Below are 16,915 nucleotides of genomic sequence, written 5' to 3' on the forward strand. Positions count from 1 at the left end.
CTGGCAAGCCATGCTCCTACAGGGTGTTCATACACAATCCTGTAGGAGCAAAGCTTGCTCGCGATTGTAGCGACGCGGTATTACGCCTGGTGGCTAATCCGCCCATCCACCAAGGTGTAACGCACCACACCCGGCAGGGTATGCCCAATAAACGGACAGTTCTCACCCTTGGACAGCCAGTTCTCACCGGCCACAGTCGAAGCCGCCGGGTCGAACAGCACGATGTCCGCCGGCCCACCCACCGCCAGCTTGCCGGCCGGCAAACGCAGCGCCTCGGCAGGTCCTGCGCTCAAACGCGCCAGCAACGTCGGCAGATCCAGCAAACCATCCTCCACCAGCGTCATCGCCAGCGGCAACAGCAATTCAACGCTGCTGATGCCAGGCTCCGTGGCACCGAACGGCGCGAGTTTGGCATCGCGCTCGTGCGGTTGGTGATGGCTGGAGATGGCCGAGATCACGCCCGATTTCACCGCTTCACGCAGGCCGTCGCGGTCGGCGCGGGTACGCAGTGGCGGCTGGACGTGATAGAGGCTGCTGAAGTCGATCAGGGCTTCATCGGTCAGGATCAGCTGATACAACGCCACATCGGCGGTCACCGGCAGCCCACGGGCCTGGGCCTGAGCGATCAGGGCCACACCGCGAGCGCTGGTGAGTTGGCTGAAGTGCGCGCGCACGCCGCTCTGCTCGACCAGCAGCAGGTCCCGGGCCAGGGCCACGGTTTCAGCGGTTTCCGGAATGCCCGGCAAGCCAAGGAAGCTGGCAGTCGGGCCTTCGTGGGCTAAACCACCTTCGGCCAGATCATGGTCCTGCGAGTTGAATATCACCGTCAGGTCGAACGTCGCCGCGTATTCCAGCGCCCGGCATAGGGTGCGGGTGTTGCGGAAGCTCTCCAGGCCGTTGCCGAAGGCCACGCAACCGGCATCGCGCAGGGCAACGAGCTCTGCAAGCTGCTCGCCGTCCAGGCCTTTGCTCAGGGCGCCAATCGGGAACACTTTGGTGTTGCCGGCTTCGCGAGCACGGTCGAGGATCAGTTCGGCCACGGCCGAGGTGTCCAGCACCGGTTTGGTTTTCGGCGGGCAGCACAGGCTGGTGACGCCACCGGCTGCGGCGGCGCGGGTTTCACTGATGATTGAGCCTTTGCGGCTGTAGCCCGGCTCGCGCAGGGCGACGTTCAGGTCAACCAGCCCAGGGGCGGCCACCAGGCCTTGGGCGTCGAGGGTGTCGACGGCGACAAAACCGGCTGGAGCGGCGCCCAGGGCGACGATCTTGCAGGCTTCAATGTGGATGTCAGTCACTTTATCCAGCCCCGTGGCTGGATCAATCACGCGGGCGCCGAGAATACTGAGCTTCACTGGGCGTTCTCCTGCTCGAATTGGCCTTGCTCGAATTGACGTTGCGCAGTCTGCCCGCTCATGGCCATGGACAGCACGGCCATACGAATTGCAATACCGTAGGTGACCTGGTTGAGGATCACCGAGTGCGGACCGTCGGCCACCGCCGACTCAATTTCCACCCCGCGGTTGATCGGCCCCGGGTGCATGACGATGCAATCCGGCTTGGCCCCGGCCAGGCGTGCGGTGGTCAGGCCGAACAGGCGGTAGAACTCGCCTTCGCTTGGCAGCAGGCCGCCGGTCATGCGCTCGCGTTGCAGGCGCAGCATGATCACCACGTCGACGTCTTTCAGGCCTTCGGTCATGTCGGTGTAAACCTTCACGCCGTATTGCTCGATGCCGATCGGCAGCAGGGTTTTCGGCGCGATCACGCGGATGTCCGGGCAACCGAGGGTTTTCAGTGCCAGCATGTTCGAGCGCGCCACCCGCGAGTGCAGGATGTCACCGACGATGGCCACCGAGAGGTTTTCGAAACCGCCCTTGTGTCGACGGATGGTCAGCATGTCGAGCATGCCCTGCGTCGGGTGCGCGTGACGGCCGTCGCCGCCATTGATGATCGCTACTTGCGGGCACACATGCTCGGCGATGAAGTGCGCGGCACCGGAGTCACCGTGGCGCACGACAAACATGTCGGCGGCCATGGCTTCGAGGTTGCGAAGGGTGTCGAGCAGGGTTTCGCCCTTGCTGGCCGACGAGGTCGACACGTTCAGGGTGATCACGTCCGCCGACAACCGCTGGGCCGCCAGTTCAAAGGTGGTGCGGGTGCGGGTGGAGTTTTCGAAGAACACATTGCACACGGTCTTGCCGCGCAGCAACGGGACTTTCTTCACTGCCCGGGCGCCGACTTCGAGGAACGAGTCGGCGGTGTCGAGGATTTCCGTCAACAGCTCGCGGCGCAAACCGTCGAGCGAGAGGAAGTGGCGCAGCTGGCCCTGATCATTGAGCTGCAGCGGGCGCTTGGTATCTAGAGGCGTCATCGCGAGGGGACTCTCAATAGGGCGGATTAAAGGGCGAGGTCTTGCAATTCAAGCTTGAGCTCGGGGCCAGACAGTTTCACCCGCTCGTGGGCGGCCAGCGACAGCGTCGCGCCCACCACGTTCGGGCGGATCGGCAACTCGCTGGCGTCCAGGTCCAGCAGGCAGACCAGGGTTACGCTGGCCGGGCGGCCGTAGTCGAAGAGTTCGTTCAGGGCCGCGCGGATGGTCCGACCGCTCATGAGCACGTCGTCGATCAGTACCAGATGCTGGCCTTCGATTTCGAACGGTAGCGCAGACGGGCGAACCTGCGGGTGCAAGCCGCTCTGGCTGAAATCGTCGCGGTAGAAGGAAACATCCAGGGTGCCGAGCGGCGAGTCGCTGCCCAGTTCCTTGAGCAAGGCCTGGGCGACCCAGACGCCGCCGGTACGAATACCGATATAACGCGGTTCGCTGATGCCTCGTTTGGCCAGATGGGCGTCAAGCCGGATCGCCATCTGGCTGATCAGTTCGGCGGGATTGGGCAGGCTCATGATTGCTCCTTCTTGGGCCCGAGCCGATGCTGCTTGAGGGGTGGCTCGGGTTGTCGCTATAAAGAGTCGCTGGCAGCGGCTCTTGAGGATTCGTTGCTTCAGGACTCGAACAGTGCGGTGTTTTCGTCGAGCCAGCCTTGCAGCAGCAGGGCGGCGGCGATGGCGTCCACCGGGTTGTCGCGGTAACTGCCTTTTTGCCCGCCGCGATCACGTCGCTCGCCTTTGGCTTCAAACGTGGTCAGGCGTTCATCATGGGTATAGAAGGGCAGGTTGTAACGACCATTCAGGCGGCGGGCGAACTTTTCCGCGCGCAGGCACATGTCGCTCGGGGTGCCGTCCATGTTCAAGGGCAGGCCGACCACCACGGCGTCGGGTTTCCACTCTTTAATCAGGGCTTCGACCTGATTCCAGTCGGGAACGCCGTTCTGGGCCTTCAAGGTGCACAACTCGCGAGCCTGGCCGGTAATCACCTGGCCGACCGCGACGCCGATCTGTTTGGTGCCGTAGTCGAAACCCAAAATCAGGCGCAGGGCCATCAGGCGTGCCCCGCCTGGCTGGTGAGCAGGCTGAGGTTGACACCCAAATGCTTGGCCGCTGCTTCCAGGCGCAGCTCGCTGCTGGTGTTGAACAGGATGTCGGCGTCGAACGGGCAGGTCAGCCAGGCGTTCTGGGCCAGTTCGGCATCCAGCTGCCCGGCTTCCCAGCCCGCGTAACCCAAGGCGATCAGGCTTTTCGCCGGACCCACGCCGTCGGCGATGGCGAACAGCACGTCCTGAGAAGTAGACAAGGACAGCTCGTCTTCCAGATCAGCGGTCGCCTGATAGCTCTGCCCTTTGGGGTGCAGGACAAAGCCGCGATCCGTCTGCACCGGACCGCCCATGAAAATCGGCACATGCTGGCACAGCGCTGGCGGCTCGATATCCGGGCGCAGTTGCTCAAGGATGTCGGCCAGACTCAGGTCTAGCGGGCGGTTGATCACCAGCCCCATGGCACCATTGGCCGTGTGCTCGACAATGTAGGTCAATGTGTGCGCAAAGTTCGGGTCGGCCATGTGAGGCATGGCGATCAGGAATTGATGCTTGAGGTAGCTGGGGTCGACGTTTTTCATGAGCGATAGTGTGGCGTTGGAGGGGCGAACTGACAAGCTGGGGAATGGATGTTTGCGTGAGATTGATCTCCTGTAGGAGCTGGCTTGCCAGCGAAAGCGCTGTCGAAAACGCCTTCGCTGGCAAGCCAGCTCCTACAGGTCATATACCAGTCAGTTGCTGGAGAGTCTGTCCCCGCGCGCAAACCTCCACGTGCGGATGATTTCCAGGCGGTCGATGTCCGAAAGATCGCCGGTAAATGGCGCAAACGGTGCCGCGAGCCTCACGATCCGCTGCGCCGCCTGGTCCAGCAGCGGTTGCCCGGACGACTCCAGCACCAGCACTTCATAGAGCGAGCCATCGCTGTTGATCGAAACCATTAACCGCAAATTGCCGTAAATCTGTTTGCGTCGGGCTTCGTCTGGGTAATTGAGGTTGCCGATGCGCTCGACCTTCTTGCGCCATTCGTCCTTATACCAGGCGCCTTTGTCGCGCATGGTCGACGCCGCGCTCAAGCGGTGGATGCGCGGGCGTTTGGCGTACAACTGTTGTTCGTTGGCCAGTTCCGCTTCGAGGCTGGCGATGTCGCTGGACAGCTGGGAACTGTCGAAAGTCGGTGCAGCCACCGCGGGTTTGGTTTGCGGTTTGACCTCTTCATTCTTCGCTGCGGCTTTTTTCGGCTTCGGCGCGACTGTGGTCACGGCAGCCTTGGGTGCGGCTTCCTGAACTTCAGGCTTGGCGGCGGGCGGTGGCGTGACTTTTTGCACCTTGTTGTCCTGGAAGGGCGCAACCTCGGTGGTCTTGGGAATGGCCTTTTTATCCAGGGTGCCGCTACCCTGCTGATTTTCCTGGGCAAGGAAATCGGCTTTTTCGGGCTTCTTTTCGCTTTTGAAGGTGGCGAGGGTGATTTCCAGGGTTTTGCTGATTTGTTTGGGTTCGACCATCGTAAAGCCGACGCCCAACAGCAACGCCAGGTGAATCAACGCCGCAAGAAACAGGGTAAAACCGAGGCGATCGGCCGGGCGCACGCCACGATGGGCGAGTTCAACGGGCAGATCGGACGGGAGGGTCATGACAAAAAAACCAACATCGCGTTTTTCACAGGCCGCGGATGATAACGCAATGTTGGTGATTTCCTGGCTGTTCTATATCAACGAGCCTTGAGCTTCTGATCGATGGCATCCATCAGCAGGCCACCAATGTCGGTGCCAAAGGCATTGTCGATTTCGCGAATGCAGGTCGGGCTGGTGACGTTGATTTCGGTCAGGTGCTCGCCGATCACGTCCAGGCCCACAAACAACAGGCCTTTTTCGCGCAGGGTCGGGCCGACTTGCGCGGCGATCCAGCGATCCTTGTCGGTTAACGGTCGCGCCTCTCCGCGACCACCGGCCGCGAGGTTGCCGCGGGTTTCACCGGCGGCTGGAATCCGCGCCAGACAGTAATCCACCGGCTCGCCGTCGATCATCAGGATGCGTTTGTCACCGTCGACGATGGCCGGCAGATAACCCTGGATCATGATTTGCTGCTTGCCATGCAGAGTCAGGGTTTCGAGGATCACCGACAGGTTTGGATGGCCGGCGGTGTGACGGAAAATCGAGGAGCCGCCCATGCCGTCCAGCGGCTTGAGAATCACATCGCCGTGATGATCGGCGAATTCGCGCAGCACGTCAGGGCGGCGGCTGACCACGGTCGGCGGCGTGCACTGCGGGAACAGCGTGGCGAACAGCTTTTCGTTGCAGTCACGCAGGCTCTGCGGCTTGTTGACCACCAGCACGCCAGCGCGTTCGGCTTGCTCCAGCAGGTAGGTGGAGTAAACGAATTCCATGTCGAACGGCGGATCCTTGCGCATCAGGATCACGTCCAGATCGCTCAGCAGCGCATCGCTCTCGGCGCCCAGTTCGAACCATTTTTCCGGGTTGGCGAACACTTGCAGCGGACGCATCCGCGCGCGGGCCTGACCTTCGGCCTGGTACAAATCGCGCTGTTCCATGTAGAACAGTTCCCAGCCGCGCTTCTGCGCGGCCAGCAGCATGGCCAGCGAGCTATCCTTTTTATAGGAGATGCTGGCAATAGGATCCATGACAATCCCGACGCGAACGCTCATGGGTTTTTCCTCGAAAATGGCTGGTCCGAATGGACATGAAAAAGTGGCGTCAGAGTGGCGCTGAGTGTGTTCCCGGTCAAGGAAAAACCATCGCGCAAGCCGGCCGATAGATTGGTTTTTGAGACTGTGCTAAAAAGGCTGCCATGTCATGCTGGCCCTTGAGTATCAAGGGTTTCAAGCGCAAACGGACAATTTGTTTCGCAAAGGCGACGGTAGAGCATTTATGGATCAGCATTCCAGCGCCTTGAAGGTCATGGTGATCGACGATTCGAAGACGATTCGACGCACCGCCGAAACGCTGTTGAAGAATGTGGGTTGTGAAGTCATTACGGCCATCGACGGTTTCGATGCGCTGGCCAAGATTGCCGATAATCATCCCGGCATTATCTTTGTCGACATCATGATGCCGCGTCTGGATGGCTATCAGACCTGCGCGTTGATCAAGAACAACAGTGCGTTCAAGTCCACGCCAGTGATTATGCTGTCGTCCAAGGACGGGTTGTTCGACAAGGCCAAGGGGCGCATCGTCGGCTCCGACCAGTTTTTGACCAAGCCGTTCAGCAAGGAAGAACTGCTGAGCGCGATCCAGGCCCATGTTCCGGGCTTCGCCGCCGTTTTGCCGCAGTAGGACAAGCACAGTGACGCTCGGCCAGCGGGCCCGGCGTCGACAAGAATGGGGAAGACCATGGCACGTATTCTGATCGTCGATGATTCGCCGACCGAAATGTACAAACTGACCGGCATGCTGGAAAAGCACGGCCACGAAGTGTTGAAAGCCGAAAACGGTGCCGACGGCGTGGCCCTGGCCCGTCAGGAAAAACCCGACGCGGTGCTGATGGACATCGTCATGCCCGGCCTCAACGGTTTTCAGGCGACCCGCCAGCTGACCAAAGACCCGGAAACCGGGCACATCCCGGTGATCATCATCACCACCAAGGATCAGGAAACCGACAAGGTCTGGGGCACCCGCCAGGGCGCCAAGGACTACCTGACCAAGCCGGTTGATGAAGATACCCTGATCAAAACCCTGAACAACGTGTTGGCCGGTTGATCGTCCGGCCATGAGCGAGTCGCTGACGGCTTTCGAACTGCTGCTGCAGATCGACCAGCGTTGTCGTCTGCTGGCGGCGGATCTTCCATCGCAGCCGACCCGGCAGGACAGCTGGAGCGGCATCGGTTTTCGCTTGGGCGAGGATTGGTACGTCGCACCGATGGGCGAAGTCAGCGAAGTCCTGCATGAACCGCGGTTTACCCAGTTGCCGGGCGTCAAACCCTGGGTCAAAGGGGTGGCCAACCTGCGTGGGCGATTGTTGCCAATCATGGATTTGTACGGTTTCTTTGGCCACGAAGTCTCCGCGGCGCGCAAGCAGCGGCGGGTGTTGGTGGTGGAACATGACGAGGTGTTTGCCGGGTTGCTGGTCGACGAAGTCTTTGGCTTGCAGCACTTTGCCCAGGACAGCCTGGAACCGGCAGATCAGTGGAGTGGGCCAATGTCGGCGTTCGTCAAAGGCCGATTCCAGCGTGAGCAGACCTGGCAAGTGTTCAGCCCGTTTGCGTTGGCGCAGTCGCAAAGCTTTAGGCACGTCGCGATTTGACCCCGGCCCCTGTAGGAGCCGGGCTTGCCCGCGATGCAGACGACGCGGTTTTGCAGGCACACCGCGTAATCGTTCATCGCGGGCAAGCCTTGCTCCTACAAGGGCGAGTAGTGAATTGGGTAGGACAGGCGAGGACCGATGATAAAAGCAAAAACAGGTAAGCCAGAAGGAACGCGCAGCCGCTCGCAGATCGTCGCGCTGTTCATCGCGCTGATCGTGTTCATCATGCTGCTGTTCGCCAATTTCGCTTACCTCAACACCCAAGCCATGTACGACAAACAGTACATCGGCCATGCCGGTGAGCTGCGCGTACTGTCCCAGCGCATCGCTAAAAATGCCACCGAAGCCGCCGCCGGCAAAGCGGCTGCGTTCAAGTTGCTCAGCGATGCGCGCAATGACTTTGCGCTGCGTTGGGGTTACCTGAAGAAGGGCGACCCGGCCACTGGCCTGCCACCAGCGCCGTCCACGGTGCGCCCGGAAATGCGCGCCGTGCAGCTCGATTGGGAACGCTTGCTGAAAAACACCGACGCGATCCTCTCCAGCGAGCAGACCGTGCTGTCGCTGCATCAGGTCGCCGCGACCCTGGCCGAAACCGTGCCGCAGTTGCAGGTCGAGTACGAGAAAGTCGTCGAAATCCTCCTGCAACGTGGGGCGCCGGCCGGCCAGGTGGCGGTGGCCCAGCGTCAATCGCTGCTGGCCGAGCGTATTTTGGGCGCGGTGAACACCGTGCTGTCCGGCGATGAAAACTCGCAGCAGGCCGCCGATGCTTTCGGTCGCGATGCCGCGCGTTTCGGCCAGGTACTCAACGGCATGCTTCAGGGCAACGTGGCGCTGAGGATCAGCCAGGTCGAGGACCGCGATGCCCGCGCCCGGTTGAGCGAGATTTCCGAACTGTTCGAATTCGTCTCCGGCTCGGTGGATGAAATCCTCGAAACTTCGCCCGAACTGTTCAAGGTCCGCGAGTCAGCCACCAACATTTTCACCCTGTCGCAAACCCTGCTCGACGAAGCTTCGCACCTGGCCATCGGTTTCGAAAACCTCGCCGACGGGCGCAATGTCGACACCATCGGCGGTTACGTGCTGGGTCTGCTGGCGCTGGCATCGATCATCTTGATCGGCATGGTCATGGTGCGCGAAACCAACCGCCAACTTCGGGAAACTGCCGAGAAAAACGAACGCAACCAGACCGCGATCATGCGGCTTCTGGATGAAATTGCAGACCTGGCCGACGGCGACTTGACCGTTACCGCCTCGGTAACTGAAGACTTCACCGGGACCATCGCCGACTCGATCAACTACTCCGTGGACCAATTGCGCGACCTGGTGGCGACCATCAACCTCACTGCCGGCCAGGTGGCCGCCGCCGTGCAGGAAACCCAGGCCACCGCCATGCACTTGGCGCAGGCCTCTGAGCATCAGGCGCAGCAGATTTCCGAAGCCTCCACGGCTATCAACGACATGGCCCAGTCCATCGACCAAGTGTCGGCCAACGCCGCTGAATCTTCGGCGGTGGCCGAGCGCTCGGTGGAAATTGCCAACAAGGGCAACGAGGTGGTGCACAACACCATCCATGGCATGGACAACATTCGCGAGCAGATTCAGGACACCGCCAAGCGCATCAAGCGTCTGGGTGAGTCCTCGCAGGAAATCGGCGATATTGTCAGCCTGATCGATGACATTGCCGACCAGACCAACATCCTCGCGCTCAACGCGGCCATCCAGGCGTCGATGGCCGGTGACGCCGGGCGCGGTTTTGCGGTGGTGGCCGATGAAGTCCAGCGCCTGGCCGAGCGCTCGTCCGCCGCGACCCGGCAAATCGAAACCCTGGTGCGGGCGATCCAGACGGACACCAACGAAGCGGTGATTTCGATGGAGCAGACCACCACCGAAGTGGTGCGCGGTGCGCGTCTGGCGCAGGATGCCGGTGTGGCCCTGGAAGAAATCGAAGGCGTATCGAAGACCCTCGCCGCGTTGATCCAGAGTATTTCCAACGCGGCGCAGCAGCAAACCTCTTCGGCCGGGCAGATTTCCCTGACGATGAACGTGATTCAACAGATCACCTCGCAGACCTCGTCCGGCTCCACCGCCACTGCCGAGAGCATCGGCAATTTGGCGAAAATGGCCAGTCAGCTGCGGCGTTCGGTGTCTGGCTTCACCTTGCCGACCGTCAAGGCGCAGGCGGCAGACAAAGCGTGAACCGTCCACAGGCGTATGATTTTTGATTGGCGTAGGGACTGGAGTGGTTATGGGTAATCGGCACGACTATGTGGCCCTTGAGTGGGTCAAAGGCGAGATTGCCGAAACGCTGAAGCAGGCCCATCAAGCGATCGAAACCCTGCTTGATGACCCGCAGGCGTTGTACGCCTTGAGTGATTGCCTGGCGTACATCCATCAGGTTCACGGCAGTTTGCAGATGGTCGAATTCTACGGCGCGGCCCTGTTCGCCGAAGAGATGGAGCAGTTGACCCGCGCCTTGCAGCACAACCGCGTCAGCCACCGTGACGAGGCGCTTCACCTGTTGATGCAAGCCCTCGGGCAGCTGCCGATTTACCTCGACCGGGTGCAAGGTGCGCGCCGTGACCTACCCTTGGTGGTGTTGCCGCTGATCAACGATTTGCGCAGTGCCCGGGGAGAAACCCTGCTCTCGGAAACCAGCCTGTTCAGCCCGCAACTGGTGGAGCTGCCACCGCTGGACGAAGCGTCGCTGGCGCTGCTGGAGCCTGCGGACTTAGCCAATGTGCTACGCAAATTGCGCCAGATGTTGCAGATGGCGCTGGTCGGGTTGCTGCGAGAACAGGATGACGACACCCATTTTAATTATCTGGCCAAGGTTTTTTCACGCCTTGAAGGGTTATGCGCTGATGCGCCCCTGAGCCCGCTGTGGCAAGTCGCCTCGGCACTGGTCGAAGGCATGCGCACAGACGTGATCGCCAACAGCCCGGCGCTGCGCAGCCTGTTCAAGGACGCCGACAAAGAACTCAAGCGTTTGCTCGAACAAGGCATCCGCGGGATCAATCAACCGGCACCGCCGGAGCTGCTCAAGAGTTTGCTGTTCTACATTGCCAAGGCCGAACTTCCTACCGGGCAGATGCTGACCATGAAAGATCGCTACTCACTGGACGACGCGTTGCCTGACAGCGCGATGGTCGATGAAGAACGCGCACGTCTGGCCGGCCCCGACCGCGATGCCATGCGCTCGGTGCTGGCTGCGCTTTGTGAAGAGCTGGTGCGAGTCAAGGAGCGCCTGGACCTGTTCGTGCGCAGCGACCGCCAGCACATCTCGGACCTCGATAGCCTGTTGGCGCCGCTGCGGCAAATCGCCGACACCCTGGCGGTGCTGGGGTTTGGCCAGCCGCGCAAAGTCATCATCGATCAACTGGCGGTGGTGCTGAGCCTGGCTCAGGGCCAGCGCGAACCCAACGACGCGATCCTCATGGACGTCGCGGGCGCCTTGCTCTACGTCGAAGCCAATTTGGCCGGCATGATGGGCACGGTAGAGCCCGAGAGCCAGGAAGAAAGTCGCCTGCCGACCACCGACCTGACGCAGATCCATCAGATCGTCATCCGCGAAGCGCGCATCTGCCTGCAACAGGCCAAGGACATGATCGTCGACTACATCGACGCCGACTGGGATCGCCAGCATTTGCAGGCGTTGCCGGCCTTGCTGACCCAGGTGCGCGGCGCGTTGTCGATGATCCCGTTGAGCCGTGCGGCGAGCCTGATCGAAACCTGCAATCACTTCATTCGCGAGCACTTGCTGCTGGAGCTGGACCAGCCCGATTGGCAAGAGCTGGACAGCCTGGCCGACGTGGTCACCAGCATCGAATATTACCTGGAGCGCCTTGGCGACGATCCCGAAGCGCCGGGCGAACAACTGCTCGACGTTGCGGAAAAAAGCCTGGCGTCACTCGGGTTTTTCCCCAGCGAATTCCAGGTGCCAATGCTCGACGATGTGCTTAGCCCGAGTGAAGCCCTGGTCATGCAGGAGATGCAGGAACTCGATGACCCCGAGACCGTGCAGTCGCTGGCCGATGTGCTGGCCAGTCCCGTGTCTTCCGTCAATCCGCCTGCCCTGACCACACCGGGCAGCCTGTTGCCGCCGCCCGCCGGTGAAGAGCCGGTCGACGATGAGCTGCGCGAAGTCTTTCTCGAAGAGACCGATGAAGTCCTGGATATCCTCCAGGACTATTTACCGCGCTGGGCGGCCAACCCCGACGACAAGTCTGCCTTGAGCGAATTGCGCCGAGCCTTTCATACCTTGAAAGGCAGTGGCCGGATGGTCCGGGCGCTGGTGCTGGGCGAGCTGGCCTGGGCGGTGGAAAACCTGCTCAACCGCGTGCTGGAGGACAGCGTCGCGCCTGGGGCGGCCGTGCAACAACTGCTCACCGATGCACTGGATTTACTGCCGGAACTGGTGGCCGAATATGCTGGCAATGCTCAGCGCCAACGCAATGATGTCGACCTGCTGGCCGCACGCGCACATGCGCTAGCCAAGGGCGATGCGCCGGCCAGCGATGAAGATACCCAAGACGTGGCGGCCCTTGACCCGCTGTTGCTGGAGATCTTCCGCAAAGAAGCCGAAACCCATCTGGCCAGCCTCAACCGCTTTCTCGATCAGGCCGCCGAGCATGTGCCACTTCAGGCCAGCGACGAGTTGCAGCGGGCGTTGCACACACTTAAGGGCAGTGCCTCGATGGCCGGGGTCTTGCCGATTGCCGAGCTGGCGACGGCACTGGATCAACTGGCCCGCGAGTACAAGGCGCACCTGATCGCACTGGATTTGGACGAAGTCGAGCTGTTGCTGGAAGCCGAAGGGTTGTTCCGGCTCGGGTTGCGACAGCTCAAGTCGGACCCGTTGGCGCAGATACGCGGCGCCGGCCCATTGATCGAACACACCCGGTCGTTACTCGCCGAGCGTCTGCAAACCCTGTCGAGCACGCCCAATACCGCGCTGCGAACCAAGCGCGATCCGCAGTTGATCAACAACTTCCTGTCCCAGGGCATGGACATCCTGCTGGACGCCGAAAGCCTGTTGCAGCGCTGGCAGCAGCATCCTGGCGAGCGTCAGGAACTGACCGCGCTGCTCGACGAACTGACCACGCTCGGCGAAGTCGCGCACCTCGCCGATTTGCATCCGGTGGATGCGCTCTGCGAAGCCTTGCTCGACCTGTACGGCGCGGTGGAAGAGAGCAGCCTGGCGGTCAGCGAGCGGTTTTTCCATGAGGCGCAAAGTGCTCATGAAGCGCTGATCAACATGCTCGACGAACTGGCCGCCGGCCAGGAAATCACCCCGCAACCGGAACGTATCCGGGCCTTGCGCGGTTTGCTCGACGAAAGTCTGGATCCTTCGTCCATGGGCCTGATTCGCAGTGATGGCAGCCGTACCCTGAGTATCCGGGAGCTGGGCAGCGCCACCGCCGAGCTGGCGCAATCGGCGACCCAGGTTGAACTGGATGACGAAATCGTTTCGATCTTCCTCGAAGAAGCGATGGATATCCTCGAAAGTGCCGGCCACGCGCTGCAACGCTGGTTGAATGACCCGGACAACGCCGCACCGCTGTTGTCCTTGCAGCGGGATTTGCACACCCTCAAGGGCGGTGCGCGGATGGCCGAAGTCCAGCCGGTCGGCGACCTCGCCCATGAATTGGAAAGCCTTTACGAAGACTTGGTGGACCGCCGTTATAACCACAGTGAAACCCTGGTGCAGCTGCTGCAACAGAGCCATGACCGGCTCGCGGTGTTGCTTGAGCAGTTGCAGAATCAGCAATCGCTGGGGAACCCGGGCGAGCTGATCGAGGCGATTCGCGAGTTTCGTCAGGGCAATGCCAACGTCGCCGAAGTGGCGGAGCCCGAGCCGGTCAAGGATTCGCCGGGGCATGATCCCGAGTTGCTGGAGATCTTCCTCGAGGAAGGTTTCGACATCATCGAAAACTCCGGCGCCGCGCTCGTGCGCTGGCAAGCCGAACCGTCGAACCGACAAGAAATGGAAACCCTGCTGCGTGAACTGCACACGCTCAAGGGCGGTGCGCGAATGGTCGAAATCGCGCCTATTGGCGACCTTGCCCATGAGCTGGAGTTTCTCTACGAAAGCCTCTCGGCGGGCGCGCTGCAACCGAGCGAGGCGTTGTTTACGTTGTTGCAAAGCAGCCACGACCGGTTGGCGCAGATGCTCGATGCGACCCGCGCCGGGCAGCCCTTGCCGCCCGCTGACCAACTGATCGACGCGATCAAGAATTTCAGCCATCCGGCCGTGCTGCAACCGGCCGATGTGACGCCCGCTGCCAAGCCAGAGACGCCCGCGATACAAGCGGAAGCGGGCGCCGACATGGTCAAGGTCTCGGCTGAACTGCTCGATGACCTGGTCAACCTGGCCGGTGAAACTTCAATCTTCCGTGGCCGTATCGAACAGCAGGTCAACGATGCGCGGGTCACTCTGAGCGAGATGGAAACCACCATCGAGCGTATGCGCGACCAATTGCGCCGACTTGATACCGAAACCCAGGGCCGCATTCTCAGCCGCCAGCAAGTCGACGCCGAACGCCTGGGCTACGAAGAGTTCGACCCGCTGGAAATGGACCGCCACTCGCAATTGCAGCAACTGTCCCGGGCGCTGTTCGAATCGGCCTCTGATTTGCTCGATTTGAAGGAAACCCTCGACCGGCGCAACCAGGACGCGGAAAACCTGCTGCAACAGCAGGGCCGCATCAATACCGAGTTGCAAGAAGGACTGATGCGCACGCGCATGGTGCCGTTCGAGCGGATGCTGCCGCGTTTGAAGCGCATCGTTCGGCAGGTCTCCAGCGAACTGGGCAAGGACGTGGAGTTCATTGTCGGCAACGCTGAAGGCGAGATGGACCGCAACGTACTTGAACGCATGGCGCCGCCGCTGGAACACATGCTGCGCAATGCCGTGGACCACGGCCTGGAATCGGCCGAGGTGCGAATCGCGGCCGGCAAACCGGCCAAGGGGCGGATCACACTCGACTTGTCCCGCGAGGGCGGCGACATGATTTTCGACATCCGCGACGACGGTGCCGGCGTGCCGCTGGACGCGGTGCGACGCAAGGCGATCAAGCGCGGCTTGCTGGCCGCGGACGCCGATATCAGCGACCACGACGTGCTGCAGTTCATCCTGCAACCGGGGTTTTCCACGGCAGAGAAGATTACCCAGATTTCCGGACGCGGCGTCGGCATGGATGTGGTCCATGAAGAAGTTCGCCAGCTCGGCGGCACGATGGTTATCGACTCGGTGCCGGGGCAGGGCGTGCATTTCCGCATTCGTCTGCCGTTCACCGTCTCGGTCAACCGCGCGCTTATGGTGCAGTGCTTTGAAGATCAATATGCGATCCCGCTGAACACCATCGGCGGTATCGTCCGTGTGCTGCCCAACGAACTCGAAGGGCATTACCGACTCGATCCCCCAAGGTACAAGTACGCCGGGCAGGACTATGAGTTGTGCTACCTCGGCGAGTTGCTGAAAACCAGTTCCCGCCCGAAACTGCTGGGCCAAAGCCTGCCGTTGCCGGTGATGCTGGTGCAATGCAACGAGCGGCACATTGCGGTGCAGGTCGACTCCATGGCCGGCACCCGCGAGATCGTGGTGAAAAGCCTCGGCCCGCAGTTCGCAGCGGTGCAGGGCTTGTCCGGTGCGACGATTCTGGGCGATGGCCGGGTGGTGCTGATTCTTGATTTGCTGGCGCCGATCCGCGCCATGCAGGCGCCTGTGCCGCAGCAGGCGCTAACCCAGGACACCGAGGTCGAGCCACACAAGCCATTGCTAGTGCTGGTGGTCGATGACTCGGTGACCGTGCGCAAGGTCACCAGTCGTTTGCTCGAACGCCACGGCATGAATGTGCTGACCGCCAAGGACGGGGTCGACGCCATGCTGCTGCTCGAAGAACACATGCCGGACGTGATGCTGCTGGACATCGAGATGCCGCGCATGGACGGCTTTGAAGTCGCGACCCAGGTGCGCGCCGACGAGCGATTGCAGCACCTGCCGATCATCATGATCACTTCACGCACCGGCCAGAAACACCGCGACCGCGCAATGGCCATCGGCGTTAACGATTACCTCGGCAAGCCGTACCAGGAATCGGTGCTGCTGGAAAGCATCGCCCTGTGGAGCAAATCCCATGCTTGATGACCATTTTTACCAGCGCACCAACAACCTCACCGGCCTGTTGCTGCCCTTGGCCGACCGCAATCTGATCCTGCCCAACGTCGCGGTGGCGGAGCTGATCGACTATCAGCCGGGGGCGTTCGATCTGGATACGCCACCGTGGTATCTGGGGCTGGTGAAGTGGCGGGACCGGCAGATACCGTTGCTCAGTTTTGAGTCGGCTTGCGGTAATAAAGTCGTCATCGGCGAGCGCGCGAGGATTGTGATTCTCAATGCGCTGGGCGGGCGGCCGGCGTTGAAGTTCATTGCATTGCTGGTGCAGGGGATTCCTCGGTCGCACAAGCTGGACAGTCAGCTGAGCTATGTCGACGTGCCGTTGTGTTCGCTGGAGCAGGCGGCGGTGCAGGTGGGGGAGCAAGTTGCCAAAGTCCCTGACTTATTGGCACTGGAAGAACTGCTTGTAAGTGCTGGGTTGGTCTGACTGGCCCCATCGCGAGCAGGCTCGCTCCCACAGGGGTTTTGTGTACGCCGCAGATCCAATGTGGGAGCGAGCCTGCTCGCGATGGCGGCCTTCAATTCACCTCAAAACCTGACGGCTAAACCTTGGCCTGAGCCCGCATCTGCATCTGCAACGCTTCGTAATGGTCCAACGCCCGCTCCACCAACAACTGCACGCCATCCGCCATTCGGCTGATCGCCAAGGCGACCGAGCGGCGTGAGCCTTCCACATCGTCCGCCAGATCGGCAGCAATCGCGCTGATCGACAGCATGTCTTCGGAGGCGTTGGCCAGCAGGGCTTCGGCGTCGATGTCGGGGCATACAGTGAAGAGCTGGGACTTGTTACGGCGTCTAGATGGTTTGTCGCTAGCAGGGGGGAAGTAATGGGCGAAGGCGCGGTCGGCGGCTTCTTTGAGTTTTTCGGCTTCGAGGGATGCGTCGGAACCGGTGTCGGTTTCCGGGGGGTTGGGAGTGGCTTTGAACATAGTGAATCTCCATACAGGGTTGAAGCTGGCCCATTCGGTTTCCAAGCGAATGGGTGGCAGCTGTACGCGGTTGGAAACCCGGGGTACGGAGACCCGGCAGACCCTAAGGTCTTCCGCGCACAGCCGCC

General features: G+C 61.3%; 14 protein-coding genes. 6 read left to right on the forward strand and 8 right to left on the reverse strand.

Translation table 11 applies throughout. The features are described from left to right. Positions 1–80: 80 nt before the first annotated feature. From AC1DWM_RS10670 to gshB, 7 genes are all read right to left on the reverse strand, one after another. Positions 81–1,352 carry a dihydroorotase gene (locus AC1DWM_RS10670; RefSeq protein WP_452628506.1) on the reverse strand — a complete coding sequence of 424 codons (1,272 nt, stop codon included), beginning with the start codon at positions 1,350–1,352 and terminating at the stop codon, positions 81–83. After that, positions 1,349–2,368: an aspartate carbamoyltransferase catalytic subunit gene (locus AC1DWM_RS10675; protein ID WP_223518052.1), complete on the reverse strand. Its 1,020-nt coding sequence runs from the start codon at positions 2,366–2,368 to the stop codon at positions 1,349–1,351. The genes AC1DWM_RS10670 and AC1DWM_RS10675 overlap by 4 nt, the downstream gene beginning before the upstream one ends. A 26-nt stretch (positions 2,369–2,394) precedes the next feature. Beyond that, complete coding sequence (gene pyrR / locus AC1DWM_RS10680) at positions 2,395–2,898, reverse strand: bifunctional pyr operon transcriptional regulator/uracil phosphoribosyltransferase PyrR (RefSeq protein ID WP_223518055.1); 504 nt, start codon at positions 2,896–2,898, stop codon at positions 2,395–2,397. Positions 2,899–2,996: 98 nt separating this feature from the next. Next, positions 2,997–3,434 (reverse strand): Holliday junction resolvase RuvX, encoded by a 438-nt coding sequence (gene ruvX, locus AC1DWM_RS10685; RefSeq protein ID WP_003195067.1) that lies wholly within the window; start codon positions 3,432–3,434, stop codon positions 2,997–2,999. Further along, positions 3,434–4,006 (reverse strand): YqgE/AlgH family protein, encoded by a 573-nt coding sequence (locus tag AC1DWM_RS10690; protein WP_223518058.1) that lies wholly within the window; start codon positions 4,004–4,006, stop codon positions 3,434–3,436. The genes ruvX and AC1DWM_RS10690 overlap by 1 nt, the downstream gene beginning before the upstream one ends. Positions 4,007–4,156: 150 nt before the next feature. Continuing rightward, entirely contained in the window at positions 4,157–5,056 is a 900-nt protein-coding gene (locus tag AC1DWM_RS10695; RefSeq protein ID WP_477795168.1) for a TonB family protein, read from the reverse strand. Positions 5,057–5,133: 77 nt separating this feature from the next. After that, positions 5,134–6,087, reverse strand: coding sequence for a glutathione synthase (gene gshB / locus AC1DWM_RS10700; protein WP_223518061.1), 954 nt, complete (start codon positions 6,085–6,087; stop codon positions 5,134–5,136). 223 nt (positions 6,088–6,310) lie between these two features. Here gshB and pilG point away from each other — a divergent pair, with 223 nt between their 5' ends. The 6 genes from pilG (at position 6,311) to AC1DWM_RS10730 (ending at position 16,285) form a co-directional block, all read left to right on the forward strand. After that, positions 6,311–6,715, forward strand: coding sequence for a twitching motility response regulator PilG (pilG, locus tag AC1DWM_RS10705; protein WP_223518062.1), 405 nt, complete (start codon positions 6,311–6,313; stop codon positions 6,713–6,715). A 57-nt stretch (positions 6,716–6,772) separates the two neighbouring features. Continuing rightward, positions 6,773–7,138, forward strand: coding sequence for a twitching motility response regulator PilH (gene pilH / locus AC1DWM_RS10710; RefSeq protein ID WP_007897961.1), 366 nt, complete (start codon positions 6,773–6,775; stop codon positions 7,136–7,138). 10 nt (positions 7,139–7,148) lie between these two features. Next, positions 7,149–7,682 carry a chemotaxis protein CheW gene (locus AC1DWM_RS10715; RefSeq protein ID WP_477795169.1) on the forward strand — a complete coding sequence of 178 codons (534 nt, stop codon included), beginning with the start codon at positions 7,149–7,151 and terminating at the stop codon, positions 7,680–7,682. Between the two features lie 138 nt (positions 7,683–7,820). Then, entirely contained in the window at positions 7,821–9,878 is a 2,058-nt protein-coding gene (locus AC1DWM_RS10720) for a methyl-accepting chemotaxis protein (protein WP_223518065.1), read from the forward strand. 49 nt (positions 9,879–9,927) lie between these two features. Then, positions 9,928–15,825 carry an Hpt domain-containing protein gene (locus AC1DWM_RS10725; RefSeq protein ID WP_477795170.1) on the forward strand — a complete coding sequence of 1,966 codons (5,898 nt, stop codon included), beginning with the start codon at positions 9,928–9,930 and terminating at the stop codon, positions 15,823–15,825. Continuing rightward, positions 15,818–16,285, forward strand: a complete 468-nt coding sequence (locus AC1DWM_RS10730; RefSeq protein WP_477795171.1) for a chemotaxis protein CheW — start codon at positions 15,818–15,820, stop codon at positions 16,283–16,285. Before AC1DWM_RS10725 ends, AC1DWM_RS10730 begins: the two co-directional genes overlap by 8 nt. Positions 16,286–16,400: 115 nt before the next feature. Here AC1DWM_RS10730 and AC1DWM_RS10735 read toward each other — a convergent pair whose 3' ends face one another. After that, the gene (locus AC1DWM_RS10735; protein ID WP_477795172.1) at positions 16,401–16,787 is read right to left on the reverse strand and encodes a DUF6124 family protein; all 387 of its coding nucleotides are present in this window, start codon (positions 16,785–16,787) and stop codon (positions 16,401–16,403) included. Positions 16,788–16,915 lie beyond the last annotated feature (128 nt).

This window comes from Pseudomonas sp. P4_C8, assembly GCF_056401975.1.

Excerpts from the sequence above, each read along its gene's own strand:
- AC1DWM_RS10675 (WP_223518052.1), bottom strand. The coding sequence starts at position 2,368 with ATGACGCCTCTAGATACCAAGCGCCCGCTGCAGCTCAATGATCAGGGC.
- pyrR (WP_223518055.1), bottom strand. The coding sequence starts at position 2,898 with ATGAGCCTGCCCAATCCCGCCGAACTGATCAGCCAGATGGCGATCCGG.
- ruvX (WP_003195067.1), bottom strand. The coding sequence starts at position 3,434 with ATGGCCCTGCGCCTGATTTTGGGTTTCGACTACGGCACCAAACAGATC.
- AC1DWM_RS10690 (WP_223518058.1), bottom strand. The coding sequence starts at position 4,006 with ATGAAAAACGTCGACCCCAGCTACCTCAAGCATCAATTCCTGATCGCC.
- AC1DWM_RS10695 (WP_477795168.1), bottom strand. The coding sequence starts at position 5,056 with ATGACCCTCCCGTCCGATCTGCCCGTTGAACTCGCCCATCGTGGCGTG.
- gshB (WP_223518061.1), bottom strand. The coding sequence starts at position 6,087 with ATGAGCGTTCGCGTCGGGATTGTCATGGATCCTATTGCCAGCATCTCC.
- pilG (WP_223518062.1), top strand. The coding sequence starts at position 6,311 with ATGGATCAGCATTCCAGCGCCTTGAAGGTCATGGTGATCGACGATTCG.
- pilH (WP_007897961.1), top strand. The coding sequence starts at position 6,773 with ATGGCACGTATTCTGATCGTCGATGATTCGCCGACCGAAATGTACAAA.
- AC1DWM_RS10715 (WP_477795169.1), top strand. The coding sequence starts at position 7,149 with ATGAGCGAGTCGCTGACGGCTTTCGAACTGCTGCTGCAGATCGACCAG.
- AC1DWM_RS10720 (WP_223518065.1), top strand. The coding sequence starts at position 7,821 with ATGATAAAAGCAAAAACAGGTAAGCCAGAAGGAACGCGCAGCCGCTCG.
- AC1DWM_RS10725 (WP_477795170.1), top strand. The coding sequence starts at position 9,928 with ATGGGTAATCGGCACGACTATGTGGCCCTTGAGTGGGTCAAAGGCGAG.
- AC1DWM_RS10730 (WP_477795171.1), top strand. The coding sequence starts at position 15,818 with ATGCTTGATGACCATTTTTACCAGCGCACCAACAACCTCACCGGCCTG.
- AC1DWM_RS10735 (WP_477795172.1), bottom strand. The coding sequence starts at position 16,787 with ATGTTCAAAGCCACTCCCAACCCCCCGGAAACCGACACCGGTTCCGAC.